The organism is Mesorhizobium sp. B2-4-12 (assembly GCF_006441575.1).
Taxonomy (GTDB): domain Bacteria; phylum Pseudomonadota; class Alphaproteobacteria; order Rhizobiales; family Rhizobiaceae; genus Mesorhizobium.
Genome location: NZ_VFVC01000019.1, coordinates 1 through 19918 on the forward strand (window position 1 = coordinate 1; position 19918 = coordinate 19918).

Annotated in this window: 18 protein-coding genes; 9 read left to right on the forward strand and 9 right to left on the reverse strand. The window is 62.7% G+C overall.

All coding sequences use genetic code 11. The features are described from left to right. Positions 1-1100, reverse strand: a 1100-nt coding sequence (gene glmS / locus FJ934_RS13385) for a glutamine--fructose-6-phosphate transaminase (isomerizing) (RefSeq protein WP_140610093.1), incomplete at its 3' end; no start/stop codon positions are given. 254 nt (positions 1101-1354) lie between these two features. Between glmS and FJ934_RS13390 the strand changes: the two genes are divergently transcribed. Then, entirely contained in the window at positions 1355-1750 is a 396-nt protein-coding gene (locus tag FJ934_RS13390) for an MAPEG family protein (RefSeq protein WP_140610094.1), read from the forward strand. A 9-nt stretch (positions 1751-1759) separates the two neighbouring features. Here the strand turns inward: FJ934_RS13390 and glmU are convergent, their stop codons facing one another. Then, positions 1760-3127 carry a bifunctional UDP-N-acetylglucosamine diphosphorylase/glucosamine-1-phosphate N-acetyltransferase GlmU gene (gene glmU, locus FJ934_RS13395; protein WP_140610095.1) on the reverse strand — a complete coding sequence of 456 codons (1368 nt, stop codon included), beginning with the start codon at positions 3125-3127 and terminating at the stop codon, positions 1760-1762. A gap of 133 nt (positions 3128-3260) precedes the next feature. After that, on the reverse strand, positions 3261-4007 hold the full coding sequence (locus tag FJ934_RS13400) for a cytochrome c biogenesis CcdA family protein (RefSeq protein WP_140610096.1): 747 nt from the start codon (positions 4005-4007) through the stop codon (positions 3261-3263). A 226-nt stretch (positions 4008-4233) separates the two neighbouring features. On the opposite strand from FJ934_RS13400, the gene FJ934_RS13405 reads away from it, so the two are divergent. From FJ934_RS13405 to rpmG, 8 genes are all read left to right on the forward strand, one after another. Beyond that, positions 4234-4611, forward strand: a complete 378-nt coding sequence (locus FJ934_RS13405) for a hypothetical protein (protein WP_140610097.1) — start codon at positions 4234-4236, stop codon at positions 4609-4611. A gap of 367 nt (positions 4612-4978) precedes the next feature. Next, complete coding sequence (gene topA / locus FJ934_RS13410) at positions 4979-7606, forward strand: type I DNA topoisomerase (RefSeq protein ID WP_140610098.1); 2628 nt, start codon at positions 4979-4981, stop codon at positions 7604-7606. 6 nt (positions 7607-7612) lie between these two features. Then, a complete protein-coding gene (gene rnr, locus FJ934_RS13415) occupies positions 7613-9919 on the forward strand; it encodes a ribonuclease R (RefSeq protein WP_140610099.1) in 2307 nt (768 codons plus the stop codon). After that, positions 9919-10353, forward strand: coding sequence for a DUF983 domain-containing protein (locus FJ934_RS13420; RefSeq protein WP_181165609.1), 435 nt, complete (start codon positions 9919-9921; stop codon positions 10351-10353). The genes rnr and FJ934_RS13420 overlap by 1 nt, the downstream gene beginning before the upstream one ends. Before the next feature lie 73 nt (positions 10354-10426). Further along, on the forward strand, positions 10427-11167 hold the full coding sequence (locus tag FJ934_RS13425; RefSeq protein WP_140610101.1) for an NUDIX domain-containing protein: 741 nt from the start codon (positions 10427-10429) through the stop codon (positions 11165-11167). A gap of 23 nt (positions 11168-11190) precedes the next feature. Next, positions 11191-12369, forward strand: a complete 1179-nt coding sequence (locus FJ934_RS13430; protein ID WP_140610102.1) for an MFS transporter — start codon at positions 11191-11193, stop codon at positions 12367-12369. A gap of 113 nt (positions 12370-12482) precedes the next feature. Then, positions 12483-12941 carry a hypothetical protein gene (locus FJ934_RS13435; RefSeq protein WP_140610103.1) on the forward strand — a complete coding sequence of 153 codons (459 nt, stop codon included), beginning with the start codon at positions 12483-12485 and terminating at the stop codon, positions 12939-12941. A gap of 155 nt (positions 12942-13096) precedes the next feature. Further along, positions 13097-13264, forward strand: a complete 168-nt coding sequence (gene rpmG, locus FJ934_RS13440) for a 50S ribosomal protein L33 (RefSeq protein WP_006201775.1) — start codon at positions 13097-13099, stop codon at positions 13262-13264. 73 nt (positions 13265-13337) lie between these two features. Here the strand turns inward: rpmG and ugpC are convergent, their stop codons facing one another. From ugpC to FJ934_RS13470, 6 genes are all read right to left on the reverse strand, one after another. Beyond that, positions 13338-14405 (reverse strand): sn-glycerol-3-phosphate ABC transporter ATP-binding protein UgpC, encoded by a 1068-nt coding sequence (ugpC, locus tag FJ934_RS13445; protein ID WP_140610104.1) that lies wholly within the window; start codon positions 14403-14405, stop codon positions 13338-13340. Positions 14406-14409: 4 nt separating this feature from the next. Beyond that, positions 14410-15258: a carbohydrate ABC transporter permease gene (locus tag FJ934_RS13450; protein ID WP_140610105.1), complete on the reverse strand. Its 849-nt coding sequence runs from the start codon at positions 15256-15258 to the stop codon at positions 14410-14412. Further along, the gene (locus FJ934_RS13455; RefSeq protein ID WP_140610106.1) at positions 15258-16181 is read right to left on the reverse strand and encodes a sugar ABC transporter permease; all 924 of its coding nucleotides are present in this window, start codon (positions 16179-16181) and stop codon (positions 15258-15260) included. The genes FJ934_RS13450 and FJ934_RS13455 overlap by 1 nt, the downstream gene beginning before the upstream one ends. Before the next feature lie 178 nt (positions 16182-16359). Continuing rightward, entirely contained in the window at positions 16360-17637 is a 1278-nt protein-coding gene (locus FJ934_RS13460) for a sugar ABC transporter substrate-binding protein (RefSeq protein ID WP_140610107.1), read from the reverse strand. A 29-nt stretch (positions 17638-17666) separates the two neighbouring features. Next, positions 17667-18854 carry a PLP-dependent transferase gene (locus FJ934_RS13465; protein WP_140610108.1) on the reverse strand — a complete coding sequence of 396 codons (1188 nt, stop codon included), beginning with the start codon at positions 18852-18854 and terminating at the stop codon, positions 17667-17669. After that, complete coding sequence (locus FJ934_RS13470) at positions 18851-19585, reverse strand: FadR/GntR family transcriptional regulator (protein WP_140610109.1); 735 nt, start codon at positions 19583-19585, stop codon at positions 18851-18853. Before FJ934_RS13470 ends, FJ934_RS13465 begins: the two co-directional genes overlap by 4 nt. Between the last annotated feature and the right edge of the window lie 333 nt (positions 19586-19918).

The following is a 19918-nucleotide window of genomic DNA, read 5'->3' on the forward strand; positions in this document are numbered from 1 at the left end:
ATCTTCATGCCGGCCTTGCGGCAGTAGCGCAGCGAGGCCAGCGTGTCGGCGGTCTCGCCCGACTGCGAGATGAAGAAGGCGGCATCGTTGCCCGACAGCGGCATCTCGCGGTAGCGGAATTCCGAGGCGACATCGATGTCGACCGGCAGCCGCGCATAGCGCTCGAACCAGTATTTGCCGATCAGGCCGGCGAGATAGGCGGTGCCGCAGGCCGAGATCGCCAGCCGGCCGATTTTGGCGAAATCGAACGGCAGATCGAGCGGCTTCGACACGCCGGAGACGAAATCGACATAGTGCGCCAACGTGTGCGAGATCACCTCGGGCTGTTCATGGATTTCCTTCTCCATGAAATGGCGGCGGTTGCCCTTGTCGACCATGAAGCTGGTCGACAGCGATTGCTGGCGCTTGCGGTCGACCTTTTGGCCGCCGATGTCGAAGATGGCGACGCCGTCGCGGCGCACCACCGCCCAGTCGCCGTCCTCGAGATAGGTGATCGAATTGGTGAACGGGGCGAGCGCGATGGCGTCGGAGCCCAAAAACATCTCGCCATCGCCATGGCCAACGGCCAGCGGCGGCCCGTTGCGGGCGCCGACGATCAGGTTGTCGTCGCCCCTGAACATGATGGCCAGCGCAAAGGCGCCCTCCAGCCGCTTCAGCGCCTGGTGCGCGGCCTCGACCGGCTGCAGCCCCCTGGCCAGTTCGCGCGCCACCAGATGGGCGACGACCTCGGTGTCGGTCTGCGAGGCGAAGCAATAGCCGTCGCGCGTCAGCTCGTCGCGCAGTTCGGCGAAATTCTCGATGATGCCGTTGTGGACGATGGCCACACCTTCGGAGAAATGCGGATGCGCGTTGGTCTCGTTGGGCACGCCATGGGTTGCCCAGCGCGTGTGGCCGATGCCGATGGTGCCGTCGAGCGGCTCGTCCCTGAGCCGGCGCTCGAGGTTGACCAGCTTGCCCTCGGCGCGCCGGCGGGCAAGCTTGCCACGCTCGACGGTGGCGATGCCGGCCGAGTCATAGCCGCGATACTCCAGACGCTTCAGCGCATCGACGATGAGTGGCGCAACCTGCGAGTGGCCGACGATCCCAACGATACCGCACATGCAGACAGTCCCCGATTGCCCGTGGAAAACCAGCGCTATTTAGGGATGGCCGGCCTGCCGCGAAAATCACATTGCATTTCGCCCCGTGTAACGGAACGCTTCTGCACGCATGCACCATGACAGACCGCTCTTGCAAGCTGGTTACCGCTATTGTTCAGGTTTTCGCGATGTTCCTGCGGCCAGCATCGTTTTGCGCGATATTGCTGGCGACCGGCCATGCTCCGTATAGAATTCGTCCGCAAGGAGGATGCACGATGGAACGCTATTACCCGGTGGCAGCGGTCACCCTGCTTTGCGGCCTCATGATATTCGGTATGGCCCTGACGGTCGCCCGCACCCATTCCACGACCGGAATACTCGCCCCGGTCATGACGGGCGACCCGCGGCTCGAACGGGCGATCCGGGCGCACTGCAACACGATCGAATGGCTGCCGATCTTCCTCCCGGCCATGTGGCTGTTCGCCATCTACTGGAGCCCTGCCTGGGCCGCCGGCCTCGGGCTCGTCTGGCTGATCGGACGCATCGCCTATTTCGTCGGATACCTTTCCGCGCCGTTGAAACGGTATCCTGGATTCTTCATCCAGTCACTGACGGCCTTCGTGCTGCTTCTCGGCGCGCTTGGGCGAGTTATCTATTTATGGCTTGCGTAAAAGCATTGCCTATTCCGCAGCCTTCTTCTTCGCGGCCGCTGCCGAAGCAAAGCGCTCGCGCAATTCCTTGCCCTTGCCGGGGATCGTCTTCTGGCGAGCCCGTCCGAAGGCCAGCGCATCGTCCGGCACATTTTCGGTGATGACGCTGCCCGAGGCGATATAGCCGCCCTTGCCGATCGTAACGGGCGCCACCAGCGACGAGTTCGAGCCGATGAAGGTGCCCTCGCCGATGTCTGTGAAGAATTTCGAATAACCATCATAGTTGCAGGTGATGGTGCCGGCGCCGATATTGGCCGCCGCGCCCACCCGCGCATCGCCGATATAGGTCAAATGGTTGACCTTGGCGCCTTCCTCGATGATGGCCTGCTTGACCTCGCAGAAATTGCCGACCTTTGCCTTTTGCCTGAGATCGGCACCCGGCCGCAGCCGTGCGAACGGCCCAACATCGCAATTGGCAGCAATAGTGGCACCTTCGATGTGGCTGAAGGCGTGGATCTTGGCGCCACCGGCGATTTTCACCCCCGGGCCGAACCAGACATTGGGTTCGACGATCGTGTCGGCGCCGATCTCGGTGTCGTACGAGAAATATACCGTTTCAGGCGCGATCAATGTCACGCCCGACAGCATGGCTTGCTCCCGCCGGCGCTGCTGCCAGATACCTTCGGCCTGCGCCAGTTCGGCACGGTTGTTGATGCCGAGCGCATTCTCGAAGCTGGCTTCGGTGGCGACCACATCGAGACCTTGGGCGCCGGCGATCTCGACGATGTCGGTGAGGTAATACTCGCCCTTGGCATTTTGATTGCCGACCGCATCGAGCAGTTTCAGCGCATGCTTGCCTGCAATCGCCATCATGCCGGCATTGCAGAAGGTGATCTTCTTCTCCGCCTCGGAGCAGTCTTTTTCCTCACGGATAGCGATCAGCTTGCCGCCTTTTTCGACCAGCCTGCCATAGCCGTTTGGAACGGGCGGACGGAAGCCGATCACCACGACGGCCGCGCCTTCGGCGAGTTTCAGCCGCGCCAGCGTCAGCGCTTCCGCATCGATAAGCGGCGTGTCGCCGAACATGACCAGAATGTCGTCATGACCCCTCGATATCGCTTCACGTGCGGCAAGAACGGCATGTGCCGTACCCAGGCGCTCCTCCTGCACGAAGGTCTCCGCCTTCGGTGAGAATTTCGCCACCACCTTGCGCATCTCTTCCGCGCGATGCCCGATGACGATCGCCTCGCTGCTGGCGCCGGCGGCTTCGGCCGCCTTCACCACGTGAGCCACCATCGGCAGTCCTGCGATCGGGTGCAGCACCTTCGGCAGCGCGCTCTTCATGCGCGTGCCTTCGCCGGCGGCGAGAATGACGGACAGGCAGGATCTCTGGCTCATGGACGGACAACCATATGAAATGCGTTGGGAATCAAGACAGGATAGCAGCGGCGCCATGCTGCACCAATGTGGTTAAATTCAGGTGAGATGGTGGAGCAACTGACTTTTAATCAGTGGGTCCATCGGCGGTGGGCTATCCAAGCCGCCCCAGCACCGGGAAATTCTCCAGCAGCCAGTACGATACCGCCTGCACCCCGCCGGTGAGGAAGAACACCCCGGCGACGACGAGCAGCGCGCCGATTGCTTTCTCGACACGGCCGAGATGGACACGGAATTTGCCGAGGAAGCGCATGAAAGCCCCAGAAAATAGCGCCGCGATCAGGAACGGTATGCCGAGCCCCAGCGAATAGGCGGCGAGCAGCAGCGCGCCTTCGCCCACCGTTTCGCGGCCGCCGGCCAGCGTCAGGATCGGCCCCAATACCGGACCGATGCACGGCGTCCAGCCGAAGGCGAAGGCCAGACCCATTACATAGGCGGCGACGGCACTGGCCGGCTTGCCCTGCGACTGGAAGCGCGCCTCGCGCGACAGGAGCGGGATGCGCAGGATGCCCAGGAAATTCAGGCCCATCAGGATAATCAGCACACCGGCGCCCATCGCAAGCGGCTCCTGCCAGACGCGCAGCAGCCGGCCGATGGTCGAGGCGCCCGCGCCGAGCGCCACGAACACGGTCGAGAAACCGAGCACGAAGGCGATCGAGGAGTAGAGCAGCGCGCCGCGCGCGCCTTCCCTTGCCGTCACACCGGCATTGCCGCGGAAATCCTCGACCGAAACGCCGGCCATGTAGCAGAGATAGGGCGGCACCAACGGCAGCACGCAAGGCGACAGGAACGAGATGGCGCCCGCCCCGACCGCGCTGACATAGCCGATGTCCAATGCCATTCCAAAAGCTCCGACTGTTCTGGCGACGATATAGCGGCACGCGGGTTTGTTCGCCAATCACCATCCTGTGGCCAGCCACCATGCTGTGGCCAACCACCATGCTGTGGCCAACCACCATGCTGTGGCAAGTCATCGCGGGCGGGGGAAGAAAGCAGCCGCGCAGGGCGTTGACATAACGAGGCCGCGATTTTCCGCGAGTCTCCAGATATCAGCCAGGGAGATTTCCATGAAAACGATGACCGCAGGGCTGGCCGCGCTGCTGCTCAGCACCGTAGCATCCTTCGCCGCCGAGGCGTGGAAGGAAGCGGAGGCCGGTGGCACCAAGATATACACCAACGCGATGGGCATGACGCTCTACACCTATGACAAGGACGGGAAAGGCAAGAGCAACTGCTACGACAAATGCGCCGCCAACTGGCCGCCGCTGAAGGCCGAAGCCGGAGCCAAGGCCAGCGACGGATGGACTGTTATCGACCGCACCGACGGCACCAAGATGTGGGCCTATGACGGCAAGCCGGTCTACACCTTCGTCAAGGACAAGAAGGCCGGTGACATGAGCGGTGACGGTGTCGCCGACGTCTGGCACGTCGTCAAGGCCGACTGAGCCTCAACACCCGTTCCCGCGTGTCGGCGGGACAGAGGTTGGTCGCCGCCCCCTCCATGCAGCGGCGGCCAGCTTCCTTTCGTGCACCGGCACATGTGGTAGAGGGGCGGCACGCCAGGCGATTTTTCTCGACTCGTCGGAAGAGCATCCGGTCATTTCGCCGGCTTGCGGCCATCACCTCCCCCGACCGAAATTCTGTTATTTTCTCCATACACTCTATGAGTGTATTCGCTGCGGACAGTCCGGCAATTTAGACGCCTCCCCTTGACCGGATGCAAAAGCGCGGCCATGTGAGCGACAAACAGAAACGAGATTTCGTCGCGCGCAGCGGAATTCTTCTGGCGCATCACAGCAGATAAGAGACCTCATGGACGTCGTCGTCGTCGAATCGCCGGCCAAGGCGAAGACAATCAACAAATATCTCGGCAGGAACTACAAAGTCCTCGCCTCGTTCGGCCATGTCCGCGATTTGCCGGCCAAGGACGGCTCGGTGCGTCCGGATGAAGATTTCGCCATGTCCTGGGCGGTCGATACCGCATCTGGCAAGCGGCTCGCCGACATCGCCAAGGCGGTCAAGGATGCTGATGGACTGATCCTCGCCACCGACCCGGATCGCGAAGGTGAGGCCATTTCCTGGCATGTGCTGGAAGTGCTGAAGCAGAAGCGAGCGCTGAAGGACAAGCCGGTCAGCCGCGTCGTCTTCAACGCCATCACCAAATCGTCGGTGCTGGAGGCGATGGCCAATCCACGCCAGATCGATGCGCCGCTGGTCGACGCCTATCTCGCCCGCCGGGCGCTGGACTATCTCGTCGGCTTCACGCTGTCGCCGGTGCTGTGGCGCAAATTGCCGGGTGCCCGTTCGGCCGGCCGCGTCCAATCGGTGGCATTGCGCCTGGTCTGCGACCGCGAATCCGAGATCGAGCGATTCATCCGCGAGGAATACTGGCAGATCGCGGCCATCCTCGGCACGCCGCGCAACGAGACTTTCGAAGCGCGGCTGACCGCCTTCGAACGCAAGAAACTCCAAAAACTCGACATTTCCAACAAGGCGCAGGCCGACGACATCAAGGCGATGCTCGAAGGTGCTGCCTTCAAGGCGCTGTCCGTCGAAGCCAAGCCGACCAAGCGCAACCCCGGCCCGCCGTTCACAACCTCGACGCTGCAGCAGGCCGCCTCGTCGGGCCTCGGTTTCTCGGCCACCCGCACCATGCAGGTGGCGCAGCGGCTTTATGAGGGCATGGACATCGGTGGCGAAACCGCCGGCCTGATCACCTATATGCGAACCGACGGCGTGCAGATGGCGCCTGAGGCGATTTCAGCCGCGCGTGACGCGATCGCCAAGGAGTTCGGCCCAAAGTACCTGCCGGAAAAGCCGCGTTTTTACACGGCCAAGGCCAAAAACGCCCAGGAAGCGCACGAGGCGATCCGACCGACCGATTTCATGCGCACCCCCGCATCGGTCAGGCAATATCTCGATGCCGACCAGGCGCGGCTCTATGAACTGATCTGGAAGCGCGCCATCGCCAGCCAGATGCAGCCGGCCGAAATAGAGCGCACGACTGTCGAGATCGAAGCCGTAAACGGCGCCCGCACCGCCGAGCTTCGCGCCGTGGGTTCGGTCGTCCGCTTCGACGGCTTCATCGCCGCTTATACCGACCAGAAGGACGACGACGCCGAAGACGAGGAAAACCGCCGTCTGCCGGAGATCCGTGCCGGCGAGCAGCTCACCCGTCAGGCGATCAACGCCACCCAGCACACGACAGAGCCACCGCCGCGCTACTCCGAGGCCTCGCTGATCAAGAAGCTGGAGGAACTCGGCATCGGCCGGCCGTCGACCTATACGGCGATTCTGAAGACGCTCGAGGACCGCGACTATGTCGCCATCGACAAGCGCCGGCTGGTGCCGCAGGCCAAGGGCCGCCTGCTCTCGGCGTTCCTCGAAAGCTTCTTCGAGCGCTACGTCGAGTACGACTTCACCGCATCACTGGAGGAAAAGCTCGACGAGATTTCGGACGGCAAGCTCGCCTGGAAGGACGTGCTGCGCGATTTCTGGAAGGATTTTTCCGGTGCCGTCGCCGACATCAAGGAACTGCGCGTCACCGACGTGCTGGATGCGCTGAACGAGGAACTGGCACCGCTGGTGTTCCCCGCACGGGAAGACGGTTCGAACCCGCGCATCTGCCCGAAATGCGGCACCGGCAATCTGTCGCTGAAGCTCGGCAAATTCGGCGCCTTCGTCGGCTGCTCCAACTATCCCGAATGCTCCTTCACCCGCCAGCTCGGCGACGCCGCCAACCCGAATGGCGAGAATGGCGGCGGCGAGGACGGCACCAGGCTGCTCGGCAAGGACCCCTACACGGCGGAGGAAATCACGCTGCGCTCTGGCCGCTTCGGCCCCTATATCCAGCGCGGCGAGGGCAAGGACGCCAAGCGTTCCAGCCTGCCCAAGGGCTGGACGCCGGACTCCATCGATCACGAGAAGGCGCTGGCATTGTTGTCGCTGCCACGCGACGTCGGAAAGCATCCCGAGAGCGGCAAGATGATCTCGGCCGGGCTCGGCCGTTACGGCCCCTTCGTGCTGCATGATGGCACTTACGCCAATCTCGATAGCATCGAGGATGTGTTCTCGATCGGCCTCAACCGGGCCGTCACCGTGATTGCCGAGAAGCAGTCGAAGGCCAAGGGCGGCCGCAACGGTGGTACTCCGGCAGCGCTGAAGGAGCTCGGTGACCATCCGGACGGAGGCGGCAAGATCGTCGTGCGAGACGGCAAGTACGGACCTTACGTGAATTTTGGCAAGGTCAATGCCACACTGCCCAAGGGCAAGGATCCGCAATTGGTGACCCTGGAAGATGCGCTGGCGCTGATTGCCGAAAAGGAAGCCAAGGGCGGCGGCGGCAGGAAACCGGCTCGCAAGACAGCGGCGGCAGCGGCCAAGGCCCCGGCGGCCAAGAAAACAGCGGCCAAAAAGCCGGCCGCGAAGAAAAAAGGGTAGGACGGCGTGGCGCGCAGGATCACCGGAAGAAGCCACGGCGACCCGCGCACCGCCGACACCAGGGCCAAGGTCAAGGACGATTACCGGCCTTCGCGCGACGAAATCCTGCGCTACATCGCCGAAAACCCAGACCGGGCGGGAAAACGCGACATCGCCAAGGCGTTCGCGCTGCGCGGTGACGACCGCATCTGGCTGAAGGACCTGCTGCGCGACCTTCAGGATGAGGGTATCCTCAGCAAGGAGCGCAAGCGGCTGGCCCGCGTCGGCGCCCTGCCCCATGTCGCCGTGCTCGACATATTTGGCCGTGATGGCGACGGCGTCTTGCTGGCGCACCCGGCCGAGTCCGTCGGCCCGGGCGAGCCGCCCGTGGTCTCGATTCGGGTGTCGCGCGGCGGCAGCGGGCCGGCGCCGGGCATCGGTGACCGCGTGCTGGCCAAGACGTTCCCGACCGATGATCCGTCGGGTCCCGCCTATACCGGCCGGGTGATGAAGATCTTCGAGAAGCGCAACGATGCCGTTCTCGGTGTCTTCCGGGTGCTTCAGGACGGCACCTTTCGCATCGAGCCGGTGGAACGGCGCCAGCCGGAGTTGGTCGTCGACAAGGAATTCCAGAACGGGGCCAGGAACGGCGACCTGGTCGAGGTCGAACCCGCCCGAGCCTCTCGCTATGGGCTGCCGAGGGCCAAGGTACTCAACGTGCTGGGCTCGCTGACCAGTGAAAAGGCGGTCTCGATGATCGCCATCCACGCCCACGACATTCCGCACATTTTCCCGGCCGACGTCATTGCTGAAGCCGAAACCGTCAAACCGGCGACGATGGCCAACCGCGAGGACTGGCGCGACCTGCCGCTCGTCACCATCGATCCGGCCGACGCCAAGGACCATGACGACGCGGTATTCGCCACACCTGATAGTGATGAGAAGAACCCTGGCGGCGTGGTCATTACGGTCGCCATCGCCGACGTCGCCGCCTATATCCGGTACGGCACGGCGCTCGACCGCGAGGCGCTGAAGCGCGGCAATTCGGTTTATTTTCCGGACCGCGTCGTGCCGATGCTGCCCGAGCGCATCTCCAACGACCTCTGCTCGCTGCGCGAGGGGCAGGACCGGCCGGCGCTGGCGGTGCGCATGACCTTCTCCGCCGATGGTCACAAGATCAGGCACTCGTTCCACCGCATCATGATGAAATCGGCGGCGAAGCTCGCCTACCCGCAGGCGCAGGCGGCAATCGACGGTGTGCCGGACGACAAGGCCGGCCCGATCCTCGACACGGTGCTGAAGCCGCTGTGGGATGCCTACGCGATCCTCAAGCGCGGGCGCGAAGGCCGCCAGCCGCTCGAACTCGACCTGCCGGAACGCAAGATCCTGCTGAAAGACGATGGCACGGTCGACCGCGTCATCGTGCCGGAACGGCTCGATGCCCATAAGCTGATCGAAGAATTCATGATCCAGGCCAATGTCGCCGCCGCCGAAACGCTGGAGGCGAAGAAACAGGCGCTGGTCTATCGCATCCATGACGCTCCCTCACTCGCCAAGCAGGAATCATTGCGCGAGTTCCTGCAGACGCTTGGCCTGTCGCTGGCGCGCGGCGCGCAGATGCGGCCGAGCCAATTCAACGGCATTCTGGAACGCGTACGCGGCGCCGACAATGAGGGCCTGGTCAACGAGGTGGTGCTGCGCTCGCAGAGCCAGGCCGAATATTCGCCGAAGAACATCGGCCATTTCGGCCTCAATTTGAGGCGCTACGCGCATTTCACCTCGCCGATCCGCCGCTACGCCGATCTGATCGTGCATCGCGGACTTATCACCGCACTCGGCCTCGGTCCGGGAGGGTTGACCCAGGACGAAGCGGCCCGTCTCGAAGATGTTGCGGTGCTGATCTCCGGGACCGAACGCCGCGCGATGGCTGCCGAGCGCGACACGGTCGACCGGCTGATCGCCGCTTATCTTGCCGAACGCATTGACGACCGGTTCGATGCCCGCATCTCCGGCGTCACCAAATCAGGACTATTTGTCCAATTGCCGCAGTATGGCGCCGATGGTTTCATCCCCGTGTCAACTCTGAGCGGCGATTACTATATATTCGACGAAACTGCCCGCTCCCTGTTTGGAGAACGCTCCGGCAAAGGCTACCAACTGGCGGATCGCGTCGAGGTTCGGCTCGTCCAGGTGGCTCCGATGGCTGGCGCGATGCGTTTCGAAATGTTGACCGACCCGAAGCCCCTGCCAGGCTCGAAACGGTCATTTCACAAGGCTAAAGGCCGCGCCCGTGCGTCGCAATCGCGACCGGGTTCACGCGGCAGGAGACGATGATGGAACAACAGGTTTTCGGCGGCGAACATCACACCGGCCGGATTGCCCGCCCCTTGTGGACGGCGATGAAGCGCGGTCTGCTGGGCCGCTGCCCGAACTGCGGCGAAGGCAAGCTGTTTCGCGGCTTCACCAAGACCGTGGAGACCTGCAGCGTGTGCGGCGAGGAGATCCACCACCATCGCGCCGATGACCTGCCGGCCTATCTGGTCATCGTCATCGTCGGCCACATCGTTCTCGGCGCCTTCATGGGCGTCGAAGCGACCTCGACCTTGTCTACCTGGCAGCACATCGCGATTTGGGTGCCCTTGACCATCTTGCTGTCGGTTGCACTGCTGCAGCCTGTCAAAGGTGCCGTCATCGGACTGCAATGGGCGTTCTATATGCATGGATTTGGTGGCGAAAAGGATGTGATCGAGCCGCATCCGGGAGCCTGAGGTACTGGCTGGCGCAACATGCCGATCATCAAGGCCACTTTCGCATGCAAGAAGTTTCCGCTAGGTCCTGCGCATGGATGGTATGACCAAGGCGGAAGTCGACAGGATCGAGCGGAGCATGATCGCTCATAGCGATCGGCCGATACGCCCGCGCGATGCGGCGACCCTGATCCTGCTCGACCGCAAGGGCGATGAAGTTCTGGTGCTGATGGGTCGCCGGCATGCCGGCCACGCCTTCATGCCTGGAAAATTCGTCTTCCCCGGGGGCCGCACCGACCCTGCCGACAGTCGCATCGCTGTCGCCGCGGCATTACACCCGGAACAGGAAACAAAGCTTACCGCCGGCCCAGGTCGCACCAGCGCCGCACGAGCCCGCGCCATCGCCCTGTCGGCGATCCGCGAGACCTACGAGGAAGCCGGGCTTCTGATCGGCCGCAAAGGTGCCTTTGCCACCGCCAGGCGCGATTGGCAGGGTTTTGCCGAACATGGCGTGCAGCCCTCTCTGGACATGCTGCGCTTCATCGCCCGGGCCATCACTCCGCCCAACCGGGTGCGCCGCTTCGATACACGCTTCTTCAGCGCCTGGCGCGGCGACGTCGCCGTCGAGCTGCCCGGTGGCGGCCCGACGAACGAACTCGAGGAACTGGTCTGGCTACCGCTTGCCAAGGCTCGCGAAGCCGACATACCCGACATCACCCGAACGATCCTGGACGAGTTGGAAAAGCGTCTGGCCCATGATCCGCAGCTGCGTCCGGGCAGCCCCGTCCCTTTCTATCGGCTGATCCGCAATCGCTTCACCCGCGAAATTCTGTAAAACATCGAGTACTCAGATATCCCATGACGGTCGATACCCAACCAAAGGGCGACGAACGCGTACACTGGCTGCCGATGATCGCGGCGATCTCGTCGATCAGCGTCGTCGGCATCGCCATCGGCCTGGGCATGCCCCTGCTCAGCGTCATCCTGGAAACACGCGGCCATTCGGCCTCCATGATCGGCCTCAACACGGCTGTCGCCGGCCTGGCCTCGATCGCCGGAGCGCCATTGGCCACACCGCTCGCCATGCGCTTCGGTGTCGCCTGGACCATGATTGGCATGATTGCCGCCGGCGCGCTCGCCTTCATCGGCTTTCATTTCGCACCCGATTTCTGGATGTGGTTCCCGCTGCGCGTCGTGCTGCACATCGCACTGACCGTGCTGTTCATCCTGTCGGAATTCTGGATCAGCACGTCGGCGCCTCCTTATCGGCGCGGCCTTGTCCTTGGCATTTACGCCACTGTCCTGTCGCTCGGTTTTGCAGCCGGTCCGTGGCTGTTCGCCCATCTCGGCAGCTCCGGCTTCAAGCCATTCGGCGTCATCATCGCCTTGGTGACGCTGGCCGCGATACCGGTGCTGGCAGCGCGCAACGAAAGCCCCACCATTGTCGCCGACGGCGAAACCAGCAACTTCCTGCGCTACATCTGGCTGGTTCCGACCGCGACCTTCGCCGTGCTGGTGTTTGGCGCGGTGGAGACCGGCGGCTTCGCTCTGTTTCCAGTCTACGGCAACCGCATCGGCTACTCCGAGGCCGACGCGGCACTTCTCCTGACCATGATCGGTCTCGGCAACGTTCTGTTGCAGATACCGATCGGCATGATCAGCGACAGGGTGAGCGATCGCCGCTATCTGCTGCTCGCCTGTGCCATTGTAGGGTTGGCCGGCACGGTGTTCATGCCTTTCTTCGCCGCGAACTGGCACTTCATGGCAGCGCTGCTTTTCGTCTGGGGCGGTGTCGTCGCGGCCATGTACACGATCGGCCTCGCCCATCTCGGTTCGCAGCTTTCCGGCCACGAACTGGCGTCGGCCAATGCCGCTTTCGTGCTGTGCTACGGCGTCGGCATGGTGCTTGGCCCGCAGGCGATCGGGATCGGCATGGACAGTTTCGGACCTTCCGGCTTCGGCTGGTCGCTCGGCCTGTTCTTCGCCGCCTACATCGTCCTGGTCTGCTTCAGGCTTGTGCGCAAGATTCTCCTGTAGCGCGACAAAAGCCCTTTGTCTCCGCCCTGCGGCGGCAGGCTGCTGACAGAACCATGTCAGCAGCCAGGCGTTAAAAGAAGTGTTCCCAAACATCGGAAGTTGAGGACACTCCCATGATCGACAGCGGCTTTGAAACCACATCCCTGCGAATGACGCTTCTGCTGCTTGTGACCTTCCAGGCCCCAGCCGCGGATGTCGACCGTATCATGGACGCGGTGGTCGCGATCGCCCCGCTGGCCATGGGCAAATATGACCGCAACGCCTATCAATCGGCGTACGGCGTCGAGCGCTACAGGCCATTGGAAGGTGCGGCCGCCGGCGCCGAAGCCGAATTGCGCCGCCGCCCGGGCACGGTCGAGGTTTCATTCGAACTGCCTGATGACCAGGCGTTGGCCAGCCGCGTCGTCGAGGCGATTTTCCAGGCGCATTCCTATCAGGAGCCGGTGATCCGCCTGCAGCCGATCCTTGCCAGCCGCTCCAAGGGGCTGGACGACCGCGCCAATCCGAATCGCTGGTGGAACACGACCGGGGACTGGAAGAAGGTTGCCACGCCCGAGGCGGTAACCGTGTAATTTGTGCATACCGGGCAGATCGAACGGGCCACATCGGGGTCGGCCGGGCTTGACTTTCCGGGTACGTTCTTTATGTGTCGCGCCAAGTTTCCCGCGTCCGGGTGTTTTCCCCGTGCTCCAGCGGCCAAAACTCCACGAACAAACGGACTGATACCATGGCCAAAGCCGCAAACATCAAGATCAAGCTTCTGTCGACCGCCGACACCGGTTTCTTCTACGTGACCAGCAAGAACAGCCGTACCAAGACCGACAAGCTGTCGTTCCGCAAGTACGACCCGGTCGCCAAGAAGCACGTCGAATTCAAGGAAACCAAGATCAAGTAATCTGGGTTTCTGTGGAATGCAAAACGCCGCCCATTGGGCGGCGTTTTTTTGTTTGGTCGGCGGACTGAGTCCCCTACCCGATGCGATCGCCGCTTTTCGGGTCGAACAGATGCAGCGACGCCGGATCGGCCGCGAGCCGCACAGTATCGCCGGGCTTTACCCCGGCACGGCCCATGGCGAAGACGCAAAGCTGCTGGCCGGCCAGTTTGACGTAGAACTGCGTCGACAGACCGAGCGGCTCCACCACCCCCACCTCGCCTTGCAGAGCACCGTCAGCGGCCAGCCGGATATGCTCGGGCCGCAGGCCGACGGTGATTGTATCACCCTCCTTGAGCGGCAGGCCGTCCAGCAGTTTCAGCGACTGGCCATCGGCCAGCTCCGCTTCCAATCCATCGCCCTTGCGAATCGTCGCCGGCAGGAAATTCATGCCGGGCGAGCCGATGAAGCCGGCAACGAACATGTTGGCTGGACGGTCATAGAGATCGAGCGGCGCGCCGACCTGCTGGATCAGCCCGTCATGCATGACGACGATGCGGTCGGCCATGGTCATCGCCTCGATCTGGTCGTGCGTGACGTAGACCGAGGTGGTTTTCAGCTGCTGGTGCAGCGCCTTGATCTCGGCGCGCATGTGAACGCGCAGCTTGGCATCGAGGTTCGACAGCGGCTCGTCGAACAGAAAAACCTTGGGATCGCGCACGATGGCCCGGCCCATGGCGACACGCTGGCGCTGGCCGCCCGACAACTGCCTGGGCAGGCGTTGCAGGAAACTGTCCAGGCCGAGCCGCTTGGCCGCACCATCGACGCGGGCATCGATCGCCGGCTTCTCGGCCTTCCTCAGCATGAGGCTGAAGCCCATGTTCTTCGACACATCCATATGCGGGTAGAGCGCATAGGACTGGAACACCATGGCGATGTCGCGATCCTTGGGCGCCACGTCGTTGACCAGCCGCTCGCCGATGCGGATCTCGCCGCCGGAGGCTTCCTCAAGCCCGGCTATCATGCGCAAAAGCGTGGACTTTCCGCAGCCCGACGGGCCGACCAGGACGACGAACTCGCCATCGGCGATTTCAAGATCGACCGCGTGCAGGACACGGACAGCACCATAATCCTTGCGGACCTTTTCAAGCGTAACAGAAGCCATCGATCTATCCTTTGACGGCGCCGGCGGTCAGGCCGGTGACGAGATAGCGTTGCAGGAAGGCGAAGAAGATGCAGACCGGGATCAGCGCCAGAATGGACGCCGCCATCATCTGCCCCCAGTCGACGGCGAACTTGCCGATGAACGTAAGCAGGCCAACGGCGAAGGTCTTCTGGTCGTCGCTGGAAATCAGCATCAGCGCGAACAGAAGCTCGCTCCAGGCGGCGGTGAAGACAAAGCCCAGCGTGGCGCCCATGCCGGGCAGCGTCAGCGGCAAGATCACGCGGCGCATGGCTTGAGCCCGCGTGCAGCCGTCGATCATCGCGGCCTCCTCCAGATCCTTCGGGATGCCGTCGAAGAAGGACTGCATCAGGAAGGTGGCGAAGGCGGTGTTGAAGGCCGTGTAGATGATGATCAGCCCGGTCAGGCTGTTGATCAGGCCGATCTGGCCCATGACGCGGTAGATCGGCGGAATGACCATCACCAGCGGAAAGGTCTGGGTTAAAAGCAACATGAGAGCCAATGCCGCCTTGCCGCGAAAGGTGAAGCGCGACATGGCGTAGCCGGCGAGCGTTGCGATGACTGTCACCAACGCCGCCGTCGAGACCGAGACGATGACGCTGTTGAGGAAATAGCGTGGAAAATCGGTGGCTTCGAGCACGGTTGCAAAATTCTGCAGCGTCGTTTGCGACGGCCAGAAGGTAATGCCTTCGGAATAGAGAAGCCTTTCCGGCGTCACCGAGATTTTCAAGGTCCAGTAGATCGGGAACAGCGCGAAGATCACGTAGGCGGCGATTGCCGCGTAGAGGCCGATGCCGCCGAAGAACCGTTGCGAGGTCGAGCGTCCAGCGATCATCAGACGTGCCTCACCAATGAGCGGCGGATGGCGATCAGCGCGATCGCATAGGCGATGAGCAGCACGAGCAGCAGAACGGCGACCGCCGAAGCATAACCCTTGTCCAGCGACTTGAAGGCGCTGACATAGATGTAGACCGGCACCGTATTGGTCGATCCGGCCGGTCCGCCCTCCGTCATGACAAAGATCAGGTCGGCGAATGTGGCGATCCAGATGGTGCGCAGCATCACTGTGATTGCGATGGTCGGCGCCAGGAACGGCAGCGTCACCTTGGTGAAGCGCTGCCACGGCGAAGCGCCGTCGATTGCCGCAGCCTCATGCAGTTCGGATGGAATGGACTTCAGCGCGGCCAGAAGCGTGATGGCGAAGAAGGGAATGCCGAACCAGACATTGGCGACGATCGGTCCCCACATGGCTGTCGAGGGATCGGATAAAACGTTGGTCGGCTCGGCCTTCAGACCCAACGCGAATAGCCAATGCGGCAGCGGACCGATGATCGGGTTGAACAGCCACGCCCAGGTCAGGCCCGAAAGGAAGGACGGCACGGCCCAAGGGAGAAACACCAGCGCCTGCACCACCTTGCGACCCCAGAACGGCTTGTCGAGCAGCAGCGCCAGGCCAAGGCCGAGGAAGAACTGGAAGAACAGGCTGGCGACCGTCCACCACAGCGTGTTGACCAAAGCCTGTCCAAGCACCTGGTCCGACAGCATCGCCTGATACTGCCCCAGCCCGACATATTCCGACTTGAAGGCCGAGAACTTGCGGAAGGAATAGCTGATGCCGATGACCAGCGGCACAAGCAGCACCACGACCAGCAGGATGATCGCCGGGCTGAGATAGAGCCAAGGCTCGACCGTCGCGTAGGAGAGCCGCTTCTTTCGCGGCCGGCCAGCGGATCGTATTTCGGACACGGCATAGGTCATTGGCGCTCGCAGTGGAAGATTGGTGCCGACGTGCAACAGCTTTCTTCTCCCCGTTCACGGGGAGAAGGTGCCGGCAGGCAGATGGGGGCTGCGCGAACTTTGCAGACTCTGGCGCTGCCCCTCATCCGTCACTTCGTGACACCTTCTCCCCGTGTCACGGGGAGAAGGAAGAAGGGCGTCACTTCTTGTTCTTCGCCAGCCAGTCCTGCTGTTCCTTGGTCAGGAAGGCTGCCCACTGGTCGGCGACTTCCTTGGCCGTCTTCTGGCCAAGCAAGACTTCCTGGAAGTTCTTGATCGCCACCTGGTCGACGAAATTGCCGAGGTTTTCCAGATGCGTCGGCGGCGTCACCATCTCATATTTGGAGCTGTCGCTCAGTTCCGTGAACCAGCCCTTGAACTGCTCGGTCTTGAAATGAGCGTCCTGGTCGGCGCCATTGTGGATCGGGATGACGCCGACTTCCTTGGCCCATTCCAGATTGTCCTTTGGCGACAGCAGGGTCGCCATCAGCTTCCAGGCATCGTCCTTGTGCTGCGAGTTGGCAAACATCGCCCAGCCGGCGTAGCCGAGCGTCGGATAGGATTTGCCGCTTGGTCCGACCGGCAGCGGCGCCACGGCGAAATCGTCGGCGCTCATCTTGTCGGCGATGCCGAGCAGCGCGTCCGGATCCTGGTTGAGCATGGCGCAGGTGCCGGAATAGAAGCCGGTGACGGTTTCGTTGAAACCCCAGCTTACCGCATCCTTCGGCGCCAGGCCCTGCTTGTACATGTCGGCCAGCATCTGCAGGCCCTTGACCGACCCTTCTTCGTTGATGGTCGAGGTGCCGTCCTCGTTGAAATAGCCGCCCTTCCCGGCCGCAATGTTCATGAACATGTGCATGCCGTTGAAGGCACCCGGCCCGCCGCGCAGGCAGTAGCCGTACTTGCCCGGGATGGCGGAGATTTTCTTGGAGTCGGCGACGAACTCGTCGAGCGTGGCCGGCGGGCCGTCAAGGCCGGCTTCCTTGAACAGCTTCTTGTTCCAGAACAGCGCGTTCACATAGTAGCCGTAAGGGATCATGAATTGGGTGTTGTTGACGGTCGAGCCGAACTGTTTGGCGCGGTCGCCGAGCGTCTTGGCGTCATCCCACTTGGCCATGTAGGGCCCAAGATCCTCGAGCTGGGCATTGTTGGCATAGAGGCCCATCCAGCGTTCCGGCATCTCGACCACGTCGGGCGTGTCACCGGCCTGCACCATGGTCAGAAACTTTTCGAATGCCTGTCCCCAGGGCAGCGAGATCAGCTCGACCTTGACGCCGGGATTGGCAGCCTCGAATTCGGCGATCTGCTTCTTCAGGAATTCGGTGCGCGGCGGGCTGGTGATGACTTCGACCATCTTGAGGGTCGAATCGGCCAACGCGCCTTCGGCGGAAATCGCCAGCCCCGCAACGGTGGCAAGCATGACGGTCAGTTTTTTCATGTTCAAGACTCCCATTTTGAACCCGCTTGTTATTTTCTGGCTTTTTCGAAGGCCTGGGCGATATCGGCCCAGAGGTCCTCGACACTTTCCAATCCGACATTGAAGCGGATGGTTCGGGGGCTGACGCCGAAGCGCGCCATCGAATTCAGTCCTGGCGTCTGCTCCAGCGACGCCTTGGCCGGCACGACCAGGCTCTCATGACCGCCCCAACTGACGCCGATGCGGAAAAAGTTCAGCGCATCGACGAAGACGGGGATGTCGATATCGTCCGTCACCTCGAAAGAGAACAGGCCGGCATAGCCGGCCAGCGTCGCCTTGCCCGGATGGTTCGAATAGGCGGGATGGTTGACCCGCTCGACATTGCCATGCGCCTTCAGCCGCTCGGCGATGGTGAGCCCGCTCTTCATGTGATGCGGCAAACGCAGCGGCAGCGTGCGCAAGCCACGCAGCAGCAACCAGGCCTCGAACGGCGACAGCTTGCCGCCGAGATAGGAGTAGGTCTGCTCGTTGATATGCCTGATGTGCGCAGCCGAACCCGCCACCACGCCGGCGACAGTGTCGCTATGGCCGCCGAGATATTTCGAGGCCGAGTGCAGCACCAGGTCGACGCCGTGAGAGATCGGCTTCTGGAAAACCGGCGTCGCCCAGGAATTGTCGATCGTGATGACGATGCCCTGCTCCTTGGCCAGCCGGGTCAGATGCGGCAGGTCTTGGAGCTCGAACATCATCGAGGTCGGGCTTTCCAGATAGAGCAGCTTGGCGCCGGGAAGTGCCGCCGCGACCGCATCTGGATCGGAACCGTCGACATAGTCGACCTTGATGTTGAGGCGTGGCAGAAGCCGCTCGAACAGGCGGTAGGCATCGCCATAGCAATTGCGCACCGCAACGATGCGCTCGCCCGCTCCGACGAAGGCAAGCACGGTGGCGCTGATCGCAGCCATGCCGCTGGAAAAGCCGCGCGCGGCCTCGGCGCCCTCGAGCGCGGCCACGCGCGTCTCGAACTCCATCACCGTCGGATTGTCGCCGCGCGAATAGATCGGCTGCTTTCGTTTGCCGGCAAAGGTATCGGCCATTTCGGCGTAATTGGCGAAGGTGAACAGCGACGTCTGGTAGATCGGCGGCACTACCGCGCCGCCCGGAAACGGTTCGTCATGCGCCAGAAGCGTCGCCGCCTCGGTAAGATAATCGTGATCGAAACCGGTCGGATGCTCATTCATGTCTGGCTCGGAAGTTTGAGTTTGGCCGCACCGCGCTTGAGATCGTCCTCGACGGTGGCGATCAGCTTGAGCGCCTCGGCGCGGGCGCCTTGCGGATCGCGCGCGGCGATGCACTCGTAGATGGTGCGGTGGTAGGGAAAGCTGGCATGACCAAAATCGCGCACGCCGAGCGGATGCTCCCAGAAACTGTGGAACAGTTCGTGCATGGCGGCGATGATCTGTTCGAACAGCGGATTGCCCGAAACCCGGTAGATCGCCTGATGGAATTCCCAGTCCTCTTCCGACGACATGCCGTCACGGGTGCGAAACGCCTGCTCCATGATGTCGAGCCTGCGTTCGATCTCGGCGATATCGGCCGGGCTCGCCCGCTCGGCGCAGAGTGCCGCCGCTTCCGCTTCCAGCGCGCGCCGGATTTCCAGCGTCCTCATCAGGCTGGTGAAGTCGTTGCCGCCCGCCAGCGTCAACGGCAAATGCAGCATGTCGGGTGATACGGCCGCCTTGAGATAGGTGCCGCTGCCTTGCCGGCGCTCGACAAGGCCAAGCCCCTCCCACCGCGTCAGCGCCTCGCGCACCGTGTTGCGGCTGACCTTCAGCCGCTCGGCCAGAATACGCTCTGTCGGCAGCCGCTCGCCGGGCTGCAGGGCTTCTGCGCGAACAAACCCCACCAGAGCCTTCAGCACGGCGTCGTCGCGCGCCGTCGTCTGGATAGGTGGCAGGCTGTTCTGGTCCACACATCCTCCAAGTGGTCCAATGGTCCAACCAATTTCTGCACAGAAAAACCCCCCTGTCAATCGCCTGTCAGGAGGCTGTCGAACGTCTGCGAGAGGCACGGTCGGCGAGTGGCAAACAGCCTCATCGGATGAAGCGTCATAGTTCAGGAAGGGTTGGTCAGATTTTCCGCGCATGAAAAAAGCCCCTGATATTTGGGGCTTGGTACAGAGTCTTGAGTCCGTTTGAAACAAAGGGGGCCGGTCGGCGTTTGGCAGCGGTACGAGGAGGCCACTATGTGCCAGCGCCGGCCGGCCGACCCCACGGACCCAGGAGATGCGGCGGACCTGAGCATC

Coding starts and splice junctions, on each gene's coding strand:
- FJ934_RS13390 (WP_140610094.1), top strand. CDS start 1,355: ATGGAACGCTATTACCCGGTGGCAGCGGTCACCCTGCTTTGCGGCCTC.
- rpmG (WP_006201775.1), top strand. CDS start 13,097: ATGGCCAAAGCCGCAAACATCAAGATCAAGCTTCTGTCGACCGCCGAC.
- glmU (WP_140610095.1), bottom strand. CDS start 3,127: ATGAGCCAGAGATCCTGCCTGTCCGTCATTCTCGCCGCCGGCGAAGGC.
- FJ934_RS13425 (WP_140610101.1), top strand. CDS start 10,427: ATGGATGGTATGACCAAGGCGGAAGTCGACAGGATCGAGCGGAGCATG.
- FJ934_RS13460 (WP_140610107.1), bottom strand. CDS start 17,637: ATGAAAAAACTGACCGTCATGCTTGCCACCGTTGCGGGGCTGGCGATT.
- ugpC (WP_140610104.1), bottom strand. CDS start 14,405: ATGGCTTCTGTTACGCTTGAAAAGGTCCGCAAGGATTATGGTGCTGTC.
- FJ934_RS13435 (WP_140610103.1), top strand. CDS start 12,483: ATGATCGACAGCGGCTTTGAAACCACATCCCTGCGAATGACGCTTCTG.
- FJ934_RS13405 (WP_140610097.1), top strand. CDS start 4,234: ATGAAAACGATGACCGCAGGGCTGGCCGCGCTGCTGCTCAGCACCGTA.
- FJ934_RS13430 (WP_140610102.1), top strand. CDS start 11,191: ATGACGGTCGATACCCAACCAAAGGGCGACGAACGCGTACACTGGCTG.
- FJ934_RS13400 (WP_140610096.1), bottom strand. CDS start 4,007: ATGGCATTGGACATCGGCTATGTCAGCGCGGTCGGGGCGGGCGCCATC.
- topA (WP_140610098.1), top strand. CDS start 4,979: ATGGACGTCGTCGTCGTCGAATCGCCGGCCAAGGCGAAGACAATCAAC.
- FJ934_RS13420 (WP_181165609.1), top strand. CDS start 9,919: ATGGAACAACAGGTTTTCGGCGGCGAACATCACACCGGCCGGATTGCC.
- FJ934_RS13465 (WP_140610108.1), bottom strand. CDS start 18,854: ATGAATGAGCATCCGACCGGTTTCGATCACGATTATCTTACCGAGGCG.
- FJ934_RS13455 (WP_140610106.1), bottom strand. CDS start 16,181: ATGACCTATGCCGTGTCCGAAATACGATCCGCTGGCCGGCCGCGAAAG.
- FJ934_RS13450 (WP_140610105.1), bottom strand. CDS start 15,258: ATGATCGCTGGACGCTCGACCTCGCAACGGTTCTTCGGCGGCATCGGC.